The sequence below is a fragment of the Faecalibacterium sp. BIOML-A4 genome (assembly GCF_009679665.1).
Classification (GTDB): Bacteria; Bacillota; Clostridia; order Oscillospirales; family Ruminococcaceae; genus Faecalibacterium; species Faecalibacterium taiwanense.
The window spans coordinates 101,960-116,616 of sequence record NZ_WKZG01000005.1; the positions used below are offsets into that span (position 1 = coordinate 101,960).

Genomic DNA, 14,657 nt, shown 5'->3' on the forward strand with positions numbered 1-14,657 from the left:
AACGACAGGAGGTCTTGTTACTTGAAGCTTCTGATCTGCCGCACGATCATCATTTATCTGTGCGTTCTGTTTGCCATGCGGCTGATGGGCAAGCGCCAGCTGGGCGAACTGCAGCCCGAAGAACTGGTGTCCACCATTCTCATTTCCAATCTGGCATCCATCTCCATTGAATCGGAAGAGGTGCCCATCACATCCAGCCTGATCCCGCTGTTTCTCATTGCAGCGCTGGAACTGCTGGGCTCCGTGCTGAGCTTCCGCAGCCAGAAATTCTTCAACTTTCTCTCCGGCAGACCAAAGACGGTGATCTTGGACGGGCAGATCGATCAGAAAGCCTTGCGGATGTTACGGCTGACCACAGCTGACCTGATGGAAGCGCTGCGCGGTAAAAATATTTTTGACCCACGGGAGGTCTCCTACGCGGTGATCGAGACGAACGGCACCCTTTCGGCAGCACTGCGGCCAGAAAAAGAGCCAGCCCGTCTTGCTGACCTGCAGCTGAAGGTGACCCATACCAACGCCACCATTCCCTTTGTACTGGACGGACAGGTGCTGGAAGACAACCTGCGCTGGTGCGGCAAGGACCGCGCGTGGCTGGAACGCACGGCGCAGGCCAACACCCTGCTGCCGGAAGAAATTTTGCTGCTGATCGGCAACGAGACCGAGGATTATTTTTTGCTAAAAAAAGAGAACCGCCGTGCCGGCGGCTCCCATTGAGGTGAGCGGATGAAGCGGATCTATGCATGTATCGCCATTGTGGCCGTACTGTTGAGCGTGGCCTTTTACAGCAGCTGGAAGGTGCAGAGCTTTGCGGATGTGATCTCGGCAGACCTTGACACCGCCGCCGAAGCCATCCGCAATGCCGACTACCCTGCCGCCCGGCAGGCACTTGCTGATGGTGCCGACCGGTGCGACCAAATGCGCACCAAAATGAACCACCTGCTGCGCACAGCAGATTTTACCGAGCTGGAAGCTGCACTGCGGGCGGCGGACGGACACCTGGAAATGGGTGCCCCAGAGGAAGCCTTTGGTGAGCTGCGCCGCGCACAGGTACAGGTGGAAACACTGGAATGGCTCTCGCACCGGCTGGTATAAACAAAAACACCGGCCCTGCCCCATTGGGCGAAAGCCGGTGTTCTGATGCGAATTATTTCTGTGGTTCCTTGCGGTCGCCCATCAGCTTTTTCAGCTCATTGAAAAAACTTTCCACGTCTGCAAACTGACGGTAGACCGATGCAAAGCGAACATATGCCACTTCGTCGATTTTTTTCAGTTCCTGCATGGTCAGCTCACCGATGCGCACGCTGGGGATCTCACGGTCGTAGGAGCTGAGCAGCGTCTGCTCAATGCTGCTTACCGCACGCTCCAGCGATTCGTAGCTGACTGGCCGCTTGGCGCAGGCACGCACCATGGCGTTGAGCAGCTTCTGCCGGTCGAACGGCTCACGGGAGCTGTCCTTTTTGATGACCACAAGCGGAACAGTCTCCACGACCTCATAGGTCGTAAAGCGCATATGGCAGCTCAGGCATTCGCGGCGGCGGCGGATGCGCTCACTGTCTTCGGTGGGGCGGGAATCGATCACTTTGGATTCCTCGGCTCCGCAATAGGGACACTTCATGTTCTGTTCCTCCTGTCCGGTCTGACCGGGCTGTGTTTTTAGGCTTTAGTCTTGGGCTTGCGCTCACTCCACAGCACCCACGCAGAGGTGGAAACGCACAGCGAAGTGTACACGCCGCTGATCATGCCCATCATCAGCGGGAACGCAAAGGTAAAGATGCTGTCCAGACCATACAACTTTGCCACGATGCACATAACGCCCAGCGCCATCACCGTGGTAATGGTGGTGATCAGGGTGCGGCGGGCGGACTGGTTCACCGAGTGGTTCACCAGCTCTTCAAAGGATGCCTTTTTGCCCATCAGGGTGCGGTTCTCGCGGATACGGTCGTAGACCACAACAGTATCGTTGATGGAGTAGCCAAGGATGGTAAGCATGGCGGCAATGAAGTTGCCATCCAGCGCGGTGCGCAGCAACACGAAGGTGCCAAACACCACCATCAGGTCGTTCACAAGCGCCAGCACTGCCATCATGCCGCCGGTCAGGCCACCGATGTTCTTGAAGCGCAGGGCGATGTACAGCAGGATCAGCACCAGTGCAAACACCACGGCAACCAGACTCTTCTGCAGGAACTTGGTGCCCATGGCAGCGCTGACGTTGCTTAGCGACAGTTGTTCAAAATTGTTGTCCGGGCAGCTTTCGTTCAGGCTGTCCAGCAGCTTGGCCACCTGCTCGGTAGTCACTGTTTCGGTACCGGGCATCGAGATTTTCAGGGTCTGGCCACCGGTAGCAACATTCTCGCCGGTCTGCAGGGTCAGGCCGTTATTCTCCAATGCAGAGGATGCAACCTTCTGCACATCCGACATGGTAAAGCTGCCCTCGTAGCTCAGGGTGATCATGGCACCGCCGGTGAACTCGGTATCCAGATGGACACCCAAAACCACAGCGCACAGCACGATGGCTGCCATCAGGCAGGAGGAGATCGTCAGGAAGCGCTTGCGCAGGCCCACAAAGTCGATGGGCTTCTTCTCGGCTTTTTCCTTGCCGGGCTTTTCTGCACCGTAAAGCCAAGGGTTGCGCAGAGCCTTGATGGATGCCGCACCGCGGATCATCACACGGGTAGCAAACACGCCAAACACAAAGTTCAGCAGCACGCCGGTGAGCAGCGTGTAACCGAAGGCATAAATAGTGCCTGCGGTGGAGGGGCCAAAGGCAAAGAACACAAAGTGGAGTGCCTTTGCAAACATGCCGTCCGAGGGGCCAAAGGCACCCATCAGCACGATGGCCACGATGACGATGGTCACGTTGCCGTCAACGATGGGGGTCAGGCCGCGGGCAAAACCGCTCTTGAGCGCGCCATCCAGAGACTTGCCGTTTTTCAGCTCTTCCTTGATGCGTTCTGCCGTGATAACATTGGCATCCACGCCCATGCCGATGGCAAGGATGATGCCTGCGATGCCGGGCAGGGTCATGGTAAAGCTTTCAAACACCGGGAAGTAACCGGAAACGAACGCCAGTGTTGCTGCCACCTGACCAGCCAGTGCAATACATGCAAGAAAGCCCGGCAGACGGTACAGCATCGTCATGAACACCACGATCAGTGCAAAGGCGATCAGGCCGGCCAGAACCATGGCGCTTAGGCTGTTCTCGCCCAGACTGGGGCTGACGGTGGAATAGCTGTCCACCGTCAGTGCAAAGGGCAGTGCGCCGGAGTTGATCTGGCGGGCCATCTTGACGACCTGCTCCTGCGTGAAAGGATTGGAAGCCGAGCTTGTAATGATGGCAGAGCCATCGGTAATAGCAGTATTGACCGTAGCCGTGCTCACGTTTTCATCGTCCAACCAGATGCTGATGGTGCCGCCCGATGCAGCCAGCTTTGTGGTAGCATCGCCAAATGCCTTGGCACCGTCATCGGTGAACTTCAAGGAGACGAAATATTCCGAAGCACCGCCATTGCTGACGGGGCCATACTGAGCTGCGGCGCTCTCGATCATGGAGCCGTCCAGGATCAGCTCACCGTCCGCACTGCTTCCCTCGCGGAAGGTCAGATAGGCGGTGGTGCCGATCTCATCGATTGCAGCTTCCGGGTCAAAATCCGTCTCACCGGACTGCCACGGGAATTCCAGGATTAGACTGTCGGAATTGTTGTCCACATACAGCTCATAGTCGGTCACGTTCAGCGCCACGAGACGGTTCTCAATGACGAGCTGGGCTGCTTCCAGCTGTTCTTCGGTAGCATCGTAGCCATCCGACGGCACAAAGGTGACGTTGACACCGCCCTTGATATCCACACCGAAGCGGATATCCTTTGCACCTTTGATGTAGGTCGTGGTCGTATCGCCGTACTTGGCATACACACCGAAGAACGCAGTATACACAAATACCACGATCAACAGCACTGTGGCGATCAGATGCCATGCTTTGCCTTTTGTTTTCATAAAATTCAGGGAACCTCCAAAAGCAGCAGTTCTTGCAGCTGCCGCCCGTATTCTAGTGCGGACCGCCTACTCCGGCGGGCCTTATCATTTCCGCAAGGGGGCCGTCGTGCCGGCTTTCTTGCGACAAAACTCCCCTGACGGCCCAGACGGGCCGCACAGAGGAGATAAAATCAAAAAATGTTAGTCTGCCTTGTCAGCCAGCAGTTTTTCTGCCACAGCCAGACGCACACAGATGCACAGCAGTTCGGAAGCGGTTTCCACCTCGTCCAGACTGGGATAGGTGGGCGCAATGCGCAGGTGAGAATCCTCGGGGTCCTTGTGATAGGGATATGCAGAACCGGCACCGGTCAGGGTCAGGCCCGCATCCTTGCACAGACCCGCCACGCGCTTTGCACAGCCGGGCATCACATACAGGCTGATGAAGTAGCCGCCCTTGGGGTCCGTCCAGTGGGCAATATCCCCGCAGGGGATGAGGTTGTTCTTGAACGCGGTCTTGACGGCATCAAAGCAGGGCACCAGACGACGACGGTGCTTTGCCATGTGGGCCAGCACACCTTCCTTGTTCTTCAGGAAGCGGACGTGGCGCAGCTGGTTCATCTTGTCGTAGCTGATGATCATGACCGAGAAGCGCTTGCAGATATACTTCATGCTGCTCTCGCTGCAGGCAATGGCAGAGACACCTGCGCCCGGGAAGGTGATCTTGCTGGTGGAAGTGAACATGAACACACGGTTTTCGTTGCCGTACTTCTTGCTCTCGTTCAGCAGCACCGGAGTCTCGATGATCTCATCGGTCAGGTGATGGACGATATAGGCTTCATCCCAGAAGATCTTGAAATCAGGCGCAGCGGTCTTCATCTTGGCAAAACGCTCGATGGTCTCATCGCTGTAGGTGTAGCCATCGGGGTTGGAATACTGCGGCACACACCAGATGCCCTTGATGTCAGGATCCTCGGCCACCAGCTTTTCCACAATGTCCATATCCGGGCCATTGGGGGTCATAGGCACGCTGATCAGCTCAAAGCCAAACTCCTCGGTAATAGCAAAGTGACGGTCATAGCCGGGCACCGGGCAGAGGAACTTGCGCTTCTCCACCTGAGACCAGGGGCACGGAGACTCCGGGAAACCGAACACATAGCCGATATTGACGAGGTTGTACATCAGCTGCAGGCTGGAGTTGCCGCCCACGAACACTTCCTCCGGCTTTACGCCAAAGACATCCGCAAACAGCACGCGGGCCTCCTGCAGGCCTTCCAGCTCGCCATAGTTGCGGGCATCCGTGCCAGCATCGGTGGTGTAATCGTTCATCTTCAGCAGGTCCATGGCCAGATCCATCTGGTGAGGGCCGGGCTTGCCGCGGGCCATATTCAGCTTGAGGCCCTTGGCCTGAAATTCCTTGTACTTTGCTTCAAGCGCTGCCTTTTCGGCAGTGAGTTCATCACGATTCATTGCAAGATAATTTGCCATTAGAAACACACTCCTTTATCGTACTTCCTGTTACCCATAGCGCCAGAGCGGCATTTTGCGGAGCATTCCTGCCAGGGAGCGTTCCCCATGCCATTCCAGACCTTAATATTATAGTACATTTTGCCCTCGGAAACAAGAATAATAAAGCAAAAAGCCCTGCCAAAAGCAAAAAGCTTTTGAAACAGAGCTTGAATGCCGGTTCTTTGCTCCCCTGCTGTACGCTAAAAGCGTCAGCTCAGAGCGGCCTGATTTTTATAGCGCTTGCGCACCGCGCCGTATTCCAGATGTGCTTCGCCGCCTTCCACGGTATCTTCATCCACAGTTACGCGGATGATGGTAGCATCGGTGGGCACCTCGTACATGATGGGCAGCAGAATGCTTTCCATCACGCTGCGCAGGCCGCGGGCACCGGTCTTGCGCTCGATCGTCTTGCGGGCAATGGCGTGGAGTGCTTCATCCGTGAAGTTCAGTTCCACATTATCCATGCTCAGAAGTTCCTTATACTGCTTCACAAGGCTGTTGCGCGGCTCCTTGAGTACGCGAACCAGAGCGTCCTCGTCCAGATCGTCCAGCACGGTAATGACCGGCAGACGACCGATCAGTTCCGGGATCAGGCCGAACTTGACCAGATCGTGGGGTTCCACCTTGCGCAGCAGAGCCTTCTCCGCTTCGCTGGAATTATCCTTCAGGCTGCTGCCGAAGCCCAGTGCGGACTTATCGGTGCGGCGCAGGATATACTTATCCAAGCCATCAAATGCACCGCCGCAGATGAACAGGATGTTGGTGGTGTCGATCTGGATGAACTCCTGCTGCGGGTGCTTGCGGCCGCCCTGCGGAGGAACATTGCTCACAGTGCCCTCCAAAATCTTCAGCAGGGCCTGCTGCACGCCCTCACCGCCCACATCGCGGGTGATGGAGGGGTTCTCACTCTTGCGGGTGATCTTGTCGATCTCGTCGATATAGATAATACCGATCTGTGCCTTCTGCACATCAAAATCCGCTGCTTGGATCAACTTGAGCAGAATGTTTTCCACATCCTCGCCCACATAACCGGCTTCGGTCAGGGTGGTGGCATCGGCAATGGCGAAGGGAACGCCCAGCATTTTTGCCAGAGTCTGTGCCAGCAGGGTCTTGCCCACGCCGGAAGGACCCAGCAGCAGCACGTTGGACTTCTGCAGCTCCACATCGCTGCCCTTGCCGCTGAGGATGCGCTTGTAGTGGTTGTAGACCGAGACGGCCAGCACACGCTTTGCCTCGTCCTGACCGATCACGTACTGATCCAGACCTTCCTTGATCTCGGCCGGGGTCAGGATGTTGATATCCAGATTGTCCGCAGGCTGGATGTGTGCACGGTTTGCACCGCGGGCCGGTCGGGCGCTTTTGGGCTGATCCGGCTTGTCGGAAAGCAGGTCGTGGCACAGGCCGATGCATTCGCTGCAGATATTGACACCGGGGCCGATGATCATACGCTCCACTTCGTCCTGATGCTTTCCGCAGAAGCTGCAGACCAGATCCTTTTCGTTTTTGTCTCTGCCGGAATTGTTATTTGCCATAGCTGTTTTTCCTTATCCTGGGTAAATTAAATGTCGGCGGCTCAGCGGTGGGCAATGACCTCATCGATCAGGCCGTATTCCTTTGCCTGCAGTGCGGACATATAGTTGTCGCGCTCGGTATCCAGCTGGATCTTTTCCAGCGGCTGGCCGGTGTACTCGCTGAGCATGCGGTTCATCTTATCGCGGATATACACCATGTGCTCGGCATGAATCTTGATATCGGTGGTCTGGCCGGAAAGGCCGCCGCCCTGCCCGCCGATCAGCGGCTGATGGATCAGAATTTCCGAGTTGGGCAGTGCAAAACGCTTCCCCTTGGTGCCGCTTGCCAGCAGGAAGGCACCCATGGAAGCTGCCATGCCCATGCAGATGGTGGAAACATCGCACTTGATATACTGCATGGTATCGTGGATGGCCATGCCGGCGCTGATGGAGCCGCCGGGGCTGTTGATATACAGGCTGATGTCCTTGTCCGGGTCCTGCCCTTCCAGATACAGCAGCTGTGCCACAACAAGGCTGGCGGAGGTATCGTTGACATCCTCGCTCAGAACGATGATGCGATCGTTCAAAAGACGGGAGAAAATATCATAGGAACGCTCGCCATGGGACGACTGTTCCACAACGTAAGGAACAAAACTCATAAAGTTCGCCTCCTGAAATGGAATATAGTATTTGCAAAATTGACCGATACGGTTTCCCTGCCGGTTCTGCCGTATCGGTCAATTTTTACAACCTTTGATTGAAACCGTGCAGCATACTGCCCGCTTCAAAGGAACACAGGAACTGATTACTCAGCGTCTGCAGCCTTCTCTTCCTCAGCAGCCTTCTCCACGATGTTTGCGTGGCTCTTGATGAAGTCGATGGCCTTGTTGATGGCCAGATCCTTCTTCAGGTCGTCAACATTGACCAGCTCACGAACCTTGTCCTCTTCCATCTTATACTGGTCAGCGATGCGCTTGATCTCAGCGGAAACTTCCTCCTCGGAAGCCTCGATGTTCTCAGCAGCAGCAACAGCCTCCAGAGCCAGACGGATCTTGACCTGCTTCTCAGCCTGCGGCATGAAGGAAGCGCGGAACTGCTCCATAGTCTGGCCCATATACTTCAGGTAGTCCTCGAGGCGCAGGCCCTGCTGCTCCACGCGGAATGCAAAGTCGTTGACCATCTCGTCCATGCGGGCATCATACATTGCCTGGGGGATCTCACCCTCCATGCTCTCGATGACCTGATCCACCAGAGCGTTCTCAACAGCCAGATCGTCCTGCTTGTCCAGCTGCTCCTGATTGTTCTTGCGGATGGAAGCCTTGAACTCGTCCAGAGTGTCGTACTCAGAGCAATCCTTAGCCAGCTCGTCATCCAGAGCAGGCAGCTCCTTGTACTTCACTTCGTGCAGCTTGATCTTGAACACAGCAGCCTTGCCAGCCAGTTCGGCAGCCTGATACTCGGTGGGGAAGGTAACGTTCACGTCGAACTCTTCGCCAGCGGAGTGGCCCACGATCTGATCCTCAAAGCCGGGGATGAAGCTGCCGCTGCCCAGAGTCAAGCTGTAGTGCTCAGCCTTGCCGCCCTCGAAAGCCACGCCATCGACGAAGCCCTCAAAGTCGATATCAGCGATGTCGCCGTTCTCAGCAGCGCCCTCACGGGTCAGCTCACGGGCATTGCGCTCCTGCACACGCTTCAGCTCAGCTTCAACAGCCTCGTCAGAAACAGTATGGACAGTCTTTTCAACCGTCAGACCATTGTAGCTGCCAACTTTGACTTCGGGCTTGACAGCGACCTTGACGGTCAGGGTGACACCGTTGGTCTCATCAGCAGAGTCAACAGTGACCTCCGGACGGCCGACCGGCTCAACGCCAGCTTCCTTGACAGCAGCCTCAAAAGCCTCGGGGAACAGCTCATTGATGGCATCATAGGTAAAGACATCAGCGCCGTACATCTTCTCGATCAGAGCGCGGGGAGCCTTGCCCTTACGGAAGCCGGGAACAGCGTACTTCTTGCCTTCCTTCTTGAAAACATCGGCAACAGCCTTCTTGAAAGCCTCTGCGTCGATGGAGAACTGCAGTTCTGCCATGCTCTTCTCGAGCTTTTCACACTTGATGAAATTCATTTGTTTTTCCTCCACTCAAAAATTCTATTGCGCAGGGCAGGAAGTTTTTGCCCTTTGCAACCGCGCACTGCGTCCTGGATGAACTTGCTTTTGCAATATGCGGGGACGCGCGCGCTCAATTGGGTGCAACAATCGCGTCAAAAACTATTATAGCACGCTCCTGACACAATTGCCAGCCCAAATTGTTAATTTTTATTGGTTTTAACGGTTCAATTGATGCGGTACGGGCAAAAACGCAGCCCATCGGCACTGACCAGCTTGTAGTGGATGCCATCCACATCGCCCTGCACCGCATAGCGGATGGCATTGCCGTGCAGATGGCCATAGTAGCAGGTCCTAATGCTGTATTCCTTTAAGGTGGCCACGATCTCCGGCGCACTGGTGCCGGTATACACCGGCGGATAGTGCAGGAACACCAGCTTTTCCAGCCCGGGTTCGGCGGCATCCAGACTCATGCGCAGCCGTCCGATCTCGCGGTTCATCACCTTTTCGTCGTGGGCCTCGCCTGCATCAAACAGCCAGCCGCGGGTACCGCACAGTGCATACCCCTCTACACTGTAGGAGTTGTTGTGCAGAATGTGCAGGGTATCAAAGCCTTCTGCTTTGAGGTAGGCATTCATCTTGTTCACGGTAGACCACCAGTAATCGTGGTTGCCCTTCATGATGATCTTCTGCCCGGGCAGGCTCTGCAGAAATTCAAAATCCTTACGGGTATCGGTCAGGCGCATGGCCCAGCTGATATCGCCCGCCAATACAATGGTATCCTCTGGTTTGATGAGCTTGCGCCAGTTTTTCTCAAGGCGCTCCACATAATCATTCCAGCCGGGAAAAATATCCATCGGCTTGGAAGCGCCCAGAGAAAGGTGGGTATCGCCAAGCACAAAAAGTGCCATGTTTTTTCTCCTGTTCTAAATGCAGCAGGATGTGTTATTCCTGATAGCCCAGCGCCACCTCGGCGATCTGCGCAGGATCGATCACGGTGTTAAAGCGCTCCGGCTTCTGGCGCAGCGCGGCAAGGCTTGCCGGTGCGGTATGCGTGGTAGCTGCTTCCAGCTGCTGCATTGCTTCAAAATCATTTTCCGGGGCGGTGCGGCCCAGTGCTTCCAGCACACTGCGCGGGAACTTGAAGGGAGACGCGGTGGACAGCACCACCATGGGCACGCCCTCGCGCTTTTTCTGCGCTGCCACATGGAACGCAACGGCGGTGTGGGTATCACACAGGTAATTGTCCTTCTCGTAGCGGACACGGATCTCCCCTGCCACTTCTTCCTCACTGCTCCAGCCGCAGGAGAAGTTCTCCTGAATGGCAGCCAGCGTCTCCGGACGCACAGTATAGCTGCCGGTCTCGGCAAGGCTCTTCATCAGGCCCGCCACCTCGGCATCACTGCCGGTGACATGGTACAGAAGGCGCTCGAGGTTCGAGGACACCAGAATGTCCATGCTGGGCGAGGTGGTCTTGAAGAACTCCCGCTTTGCGGTGTAGGTGCCGGTGGTGAGGAAATCGGTCAGCACGTTGTTCTCATTGGAAGCGCAGACCAGCTTGCCCACGGGCAGGCCCATGCGCTTTGCATAGTAGCCTGCCAGAATGTCGCCGAAGTTGCCGGTGGGTACGCAGAAGTCCACTTCATCGCCGAAGGTGATCCTGCCCGCCTTGAGCAGCTGGGCATAGGCGGCAAAGTAATAGACGATCTGCGGCACCAGACGGCCCCAGTTGATGGAGTTGGCGCTGGACAGGCGGATGTTCCGCTTGGCAAGCTCTGCTGCAATGGCAGTGTCACCAAAGACCTTCTTCACACCGGTCTGTGCATCATCAAAGTTGCCGCGCACAGCGTACACTGCCACGTTGGCGCCCTCCTGCGTTGCCATCTGCAGGCGCTGGATCTCGCTGGTGCCGCCCGTGGGATAGAACACTGCGATCTCCACGCCCGGGATATCATGGTAGCCGTCCAGAGCTGCCTTGCCGGTATCGCCGCTGGTCGCCACAAGGATCAGGGTCTTTTCCGTGCGGCCCAGATTCTTTTTGGCTTCCACCAGAAGCTTCGGCATCAGCTGCAGAGCATAATCCTTGAATGCACAGGTAGGGCCATGCCACAGCTCTAAGGCATAGGTGTCCCCTTCCACCGGGGCAAGATAGCCTGCCTTGCCGCCAAAGGCCTCTCCGTAGGTCTTGTGGGCAGCTTCGGTCAGGAAATCCTGCGAGTAGTCGGTCAGATATTCTTTGATGACGGCAGCTGCCATGGCCGGGTAGTCCAGCTCGCACAGTGCCTTCACATCCACCTGCGGAAAGCTTTCCGGTACAAACAGACCTCCCTCGTTGGACAGGCCCTGTGCGATTGCTTCCGAGGAAGTCACTTTGCGGTTTTGGTCTCTGGTACTAAAAAACTGCATTGTTGTCGCTCCTTTTTCGCCGTAGAACGTGCAAAGCACGCTCTTCTGCTGTGGCAGAGAAGCCCTCTGCCCGTACATTTTCCCACCGGGGCCGTTGCTTTACGTGAGAAAAGCGCCCCTTATAATATGTACCATCCAGCGCCCGCTGTCAAGAGGGAACACTTCTGCCACGTCAAATCGCACCGGTGCATCGCTCAGGCCGTTCTGCTGCAGATAACACTGTGATGCACGGATCAGGCGGCGCTGTTTGGGCCGGTCCACCGCTTCTGCCGGGCTGGCCAGAGAGCCTTCCGCACGGGTCTTGACCTCACAGATGACAATGGTCCCATCCGGCTCCTGCACCACAACATCCAGCTCACCCATCCGGGTGTGGAAGTTGTGTGCCAGCAGCCTGCAGCCCTGCTTCTGATACCAGCGGGCCGCAGCAGCTTCTCCCCTGCGCCCTGTCTCGGCGCGGTTCACTTTCCGTTCTCCGGCCAGTAGCCCTGCTTTTTGAGGAAGCTGCGGCGGTAGAACGGCTGGATGCCGTACTGGGCGATCAGCTCATAGTGGAGCTTGGTCGGGTAGCCCTTGTGCTTTGCCAGCTGATACTGCGGATACTGTCTGTCCAGTTCCAGCATATAGCGGTCACGGCTGACCTTGGCAAGGACGGATGCTGCGCCGATGCTGGCACTGGTGGCATCGCCCTTGACCACCGGCTGTGCCGGGACCAGCAGCCCTGCCGGGGTGCGGTTTCCATCCACGAGAACAAGGTTCGGCACGATGTCCAGCTCTTCCACGGCCTGCTTCATGCCGCCCATGGTGGCGTTGAGGATGTTGTCCCGGTCAATGATCTCCGGCCCCACAAAAACAATTTTGTAGGCCAACGCCTTTTCAATGATCTCATCAAACAGAGCTTCCCGCTTTTTCTCGGTAAGCTTTTTGGAGTCGTTGATGCCAAAGACCGGATTCTCCGGGTCCAGAATACAGGCCGCTACGCACACCGGGCCGCACAGAGGGCCGCGTCCGGCTTCGTCCACGCCTGCAAAGCTGCCATACTGACTGCGTACAGCGGCATCGTACTCATACAGCGGAGCCGAGATCTCCTCGTCGGAACGGCGCTTCATTCGTCATCCTCCTCGGCAAAATCAGCCAGATCATCCCGCTGCGGCGGACGCTCCAGCGAGATGCGGCCCCACTTGCAGGCGCGGAACTCGTCCACCAGCATAATGGCGCAGCGCTCGGTGTTCACCTCGCCGCCGCGCACCAGCAGACCGCGCTTGCGGCCGATGGCTTCCATCAGCTCGTAGGGCGGCAGGGCCAGCGTTTCGGCATCCAGCTTGTAGCGCTGGGCCACAAGGTCGGGGTAGTTGCGGCGCACCTCGTCCAGCAGGTTCATGGCCAGCTCTTCCACATCCAGAATATCATCCTTGATGGAGCCGATAAAGGCCAGATTGGACGCAATGGTCTTGGAGTCAAACTTCTTCCACAGTACGCCGGGCATATCCAGCAGATCAAATTTGTCGGTGCTGACCCACTGTTTGCCCTTGGTTACGCCCGGGCGGTCTGCCGCCTTGGCGCGGGCAGAGCCTGCAAAGGTGTTGATGAAGGTGGATTTGCCCACATTGGGGATACCGCACAGCATCACCTGTGTTTTGGCACCGCCCATGCCGCGGTTCTGGCGGCGTTCCAGCAGGCCCGCCAGTTCTTTTTCAATGGCAGCCTTTACCGCATTGGCACCGCCCTTCTGCTTGGCGCTGATGGCCACACAGCCGGCATCTGCCGCACGGAAATACTTGATCCACTCTTCCGTTACAGCCGGGTCTGCCAGATCGGCCTTGTTCAGCGCGTATAGTTTCGGCTTGCGGGCCGTGATGCGCTCGATCTCCGGGTTCAGGCTGGAAAGCGGGATGCGGGCATCCAGCAGCACAAGGCTGGCATCCACGTGCTGGATCTCCTGCTCCATCATGCGCAGGGTCTTGGTCATGTGGCCCGGGAACCACTGAATATTGTACTGGTTTGCAAAGCGGGTATCCATTTCGTTCATTTTACCACCCCAAAATCTGTAAAGGGCATAAAGCACAAAAGTACCCTGCCCAGAATATCCCGTTCATCGATGCAGCCCACATAGGTGGAGCGGCTGTCCAGCGACTGGTTGCGGTTGTCGCCCATCACAAACACCGTGCCCTCCGGCACCGTATACGGGAAAGTTACATCATAGCCAAGATAGGTAGGCTCTGCAATGTAGTCCTCCTGCAAGACCTCGCCGTTCACCGCCACGGTGCCGGTCGCATAATCGATGGAGACCGTATCGCCGCCTTTGGCGATGACACGCTTGACCAGCGGCTTGCCGTAGGAGGTATAGCTGTCCACAATGACCACGTCACCACGCTGCGGTGTATAGCCTGCTCCCCACACGATGAGCTTATCACCGTTCACCAGTGTGGGCACCATGGAGCTGCCGTCCACCTGAATGATGCGGAAGAAAAACGAAAAGATCAGCACCAGCACCAGCGCTGCCGAGATCAATGCCTCGTACCATTCCAGCAGGTTCTGCCCACGCACGGGCTTTGCCTGTTCCTGTTTTTCCATATCCGGTACACCTCACCTTCTGGTTTTACACTGCTGACCCGATTATACCGCAGCCGACAGGCTCTTCGCAAGAACGGTGCCTGCAAAAAGCCGCATTTTTTTCCGAAATTTTGATAAAGAAAAAAGGGACAACAAGGTTGTCCCTTTTCTCCCGTTTCAAATCGGGGATGATCAAATATCGCTCTTGACCTTGGCAGCCTTGCCCGTACGACCACGCAGGTAGAACAGCTTTGCGCGGCGGACCTTGCCCTTGCGGACAACGGTGACCTTCTCAACGAAGGGGCTGTTGATGGGGAAGACACGCTCGATGCCAACACCGTAAGCAACGCGGCGAACGGTGAAGGTCTCAGCAACGCCACCGTGCTTCTTTGCGATCACAGTGCCCTCAAAGGCCTGAATGCGCTCACGGTCGCCTTCCTTGATACGAACATCAACGCGGACGGTATCGCCAACGTTGAACTGGGGCTTTTCAGCCTTGATGCTGCCTTCAGAAATAATCTTCAGTGCGTCCATTTTTGAATCCTCCATTTGTTTTTAGACGTTCATACACGGCACTTTGCCGTCAGAGGACCGCCCGTTTAATGATATTG

Annotated in this window: 15 protein-coding genes; 2 read left to right on the top strand and 13 right to left on the bottom strand. The window is 56.5% G+C overall.

From position 1 onward, the window contains the following. Positions 1-21: 21 nt before the first annotated feature. Together GKG34_RS05030 and GKG34_RS05035 are read left to right on the top strand one after the other, a co-directional pair. Positions 22-714 (top strand): DUF421 domain-containing protein, encoded by a 693-nt coding sequence (locus GKG34_RS05030; RefSeq protein ID WP_101956489.1) that lies wholly within the window; start codon positions 22-24, stop codon positions 712-714. A 9-nt stretch (positions 715-723) separates the two neighbouring features. After that, entirely contained in the window at positions 724-1,092 is a 369-nt protein-coding gene (locus GKG34_RS05035) for a DUF4363 family protein (protein ID WP_005941949.1), read from the top strand. A 52-nt stretch (positions 1,093-1,144) separates the two neighbouring features. On the opposite strand, the gene nrdR is transcribed toward GKG34_RS05035, so the two are convergent. The 13 genes from nrdR to rplS form a co-directional block, all read right to left on the bottom strand. Beyond that, the gene (nrdR, locus tag GKG34_RS05040) at positions 1,145-1,615 is read right to left on the bottom strand and encodes a transcriptional regulator NrdR (RefSeq protein ID WP_044953681.1); all 471 of its coding nucleotides are present in this window, start codon (positions 1,613-1,615) and stop codon (positions 1,145-1,147) included. 38 nt (positions 1,616-1,653) lie between these two features. Beyond that, the gene (gene secF / locus GKG34_RS05045; RefSeq protein ID WP_118527344.1) at positions 1,654-3,990 is read right to left on the bottom strand and encodes a protein translocase subunit SecF; all 2,337 of its coding nucleotides are present in this window, start codon (positions 3,988-3,990) and stop codon (positions 1,654-1,656) included. A 180-nt stretch (positions 3,991-4,170) separates the two neighbouring features. Continuing rightward, positions 4,171-5,454 carry an aminotransferase gene (locus tag GKG34_RS05050; protein ID WP_005941939.1) on the bottom strand — a complete coding sequence of 428 codons (1,284 nt, stop codon included), beginning with the start codon at positions 5,452-5,454 and terminating at the stop codon, positions 4,171-4,173. A 230-nt stretch (positions 5,455-5,684) separates the two neighbouring features. Further along, positions 5,685-7,007 carry an ATP-dependent Clp protease ATP-binding subunit ClpX gene (clpX, locus tag GKG34_RS05055; RefSeq protein WP_005941937.1) on the bottom strand — a complete coding sequence of 441 codons (1,323 nt, stop codon included), beginning with the start codon at positions 7,005-7,007 and terminating at the stop codon, positions 5,685-5,687. A 41-nt stretch (positions 7,008-7,048) separates the two neighbouring features. Next, positions 7,049-7,645, bottom strand: a complete 597-nt coding sequence (clpP, locus tag GKG34_RS05060; protein ID WP_005941935.1) for an ATP-dependent Clp endopeptidase proteolytic subunit ClpP — start codon at positions 7,643-7,645, stop codon at positions 7,049-7,051. 146 nt (positions 7,646-7,791) lie between these two features. Beyond that, the gene (tig, locus tag GKG34_RS05065; protein WP_118527348.1) at positions 7,792-9,108 is read right to left on the bottom strand and encodes a trigger factor; all 1,317 of its coding nucleotides are present in this window, start codon (positions 9,106-9,108) and stop codon (positions 7,792-7,794) included. A 209-nt stretch (positions 9,109-9,317) separates the two neighbouring features. Beyond that, positions 9,318-10,001, bottom strand: coding sequence for a metallophosphoesterase (locus GKG34_RS05070; protein WP_005941928.1), 684 nt, complete (start codon positions 9,999-10,001; stop codon positions 9,318-9,320). A gap of 34 nt (positions 10,002-10,035) precedes the next feature. Continuing rightward, positions 10,036-11,496, bottom strand: a complete 1,461-nt coding sequence (thrC, locus tag GKG34_RS05075) for a threonine synthase (protein WP_154255711.1) — start codon at positions 11,494-11,496, stop codon at positions 10,036-10,038. 99 nt (positions 11,497-11,595) lie between these two features. Further along, positions 11,596-11,958 carry a YraN family protein gene (locus GKG34_RS05080; protein ID WP_347563424.1) on the bottom strand — a complete coding sequence of 121 codons (363 nt, stop codon included), beginning with the start codon at positions 11,956-11,958 and terminating at the stop codon, positions 11,596-11,598. Beyond that, complete coding sequence (locus tag GKG34_RS05085) at positions 11,955-12,602, bottom strand: ribonuclease HII (RefSeq protein ID WP_154255713.1); 648 nt, start codon at positions 12,600-12,602, stop codon at positions 11,955-11,957. The genes GKG34_RS05080 and GKG34_RS05085 overlap by 4 nt, the downstream gene beginning before the upstream one ends. Continuing rightward, positions 12,599-13,522, bottom strand: a complete 924-nt coding sequence (ylqF, locus tag GKG34_RS05090) for a ribosome biogenesis GTPase YlqF (protein ID WP_005941918.1) — start codon at positions 13,520-13,522, stop codon at positions 12,599-12,601. Before ylqF ends, GKG34_RS05085 begins: the two co-directional genes overlap by 4 nt. After that, positions 13,519-14,067 carry a signal peptidase I gene (gene lepB / locus GKG34_RS05095; protein WP_097782138.1) on the bottom strand — a complete coding sequence of 183 codons (549 nt, stop codon included), beginning with the start codon at positions 14,065-14,067 and terminating at the stop codon, positions 13,519-13,521. Before lepB ends, ylqF begins: the two co-directional genes overlap by 4 nt. A gap of 171 nt (positions 14,068-14,238) precedes the next feature. After that, entirely contained in the window at positions 14,239-14,580 is a 342-nt protein-coding gene (rplS, locus tag GKG34_RS05100) for a 50S ribosomal protein L19 (protein ID WP_022257134.1), read from the bottom strand. Between the last annotated feature and the right edge of the window lie 77 nt (positions 14,581-14,657).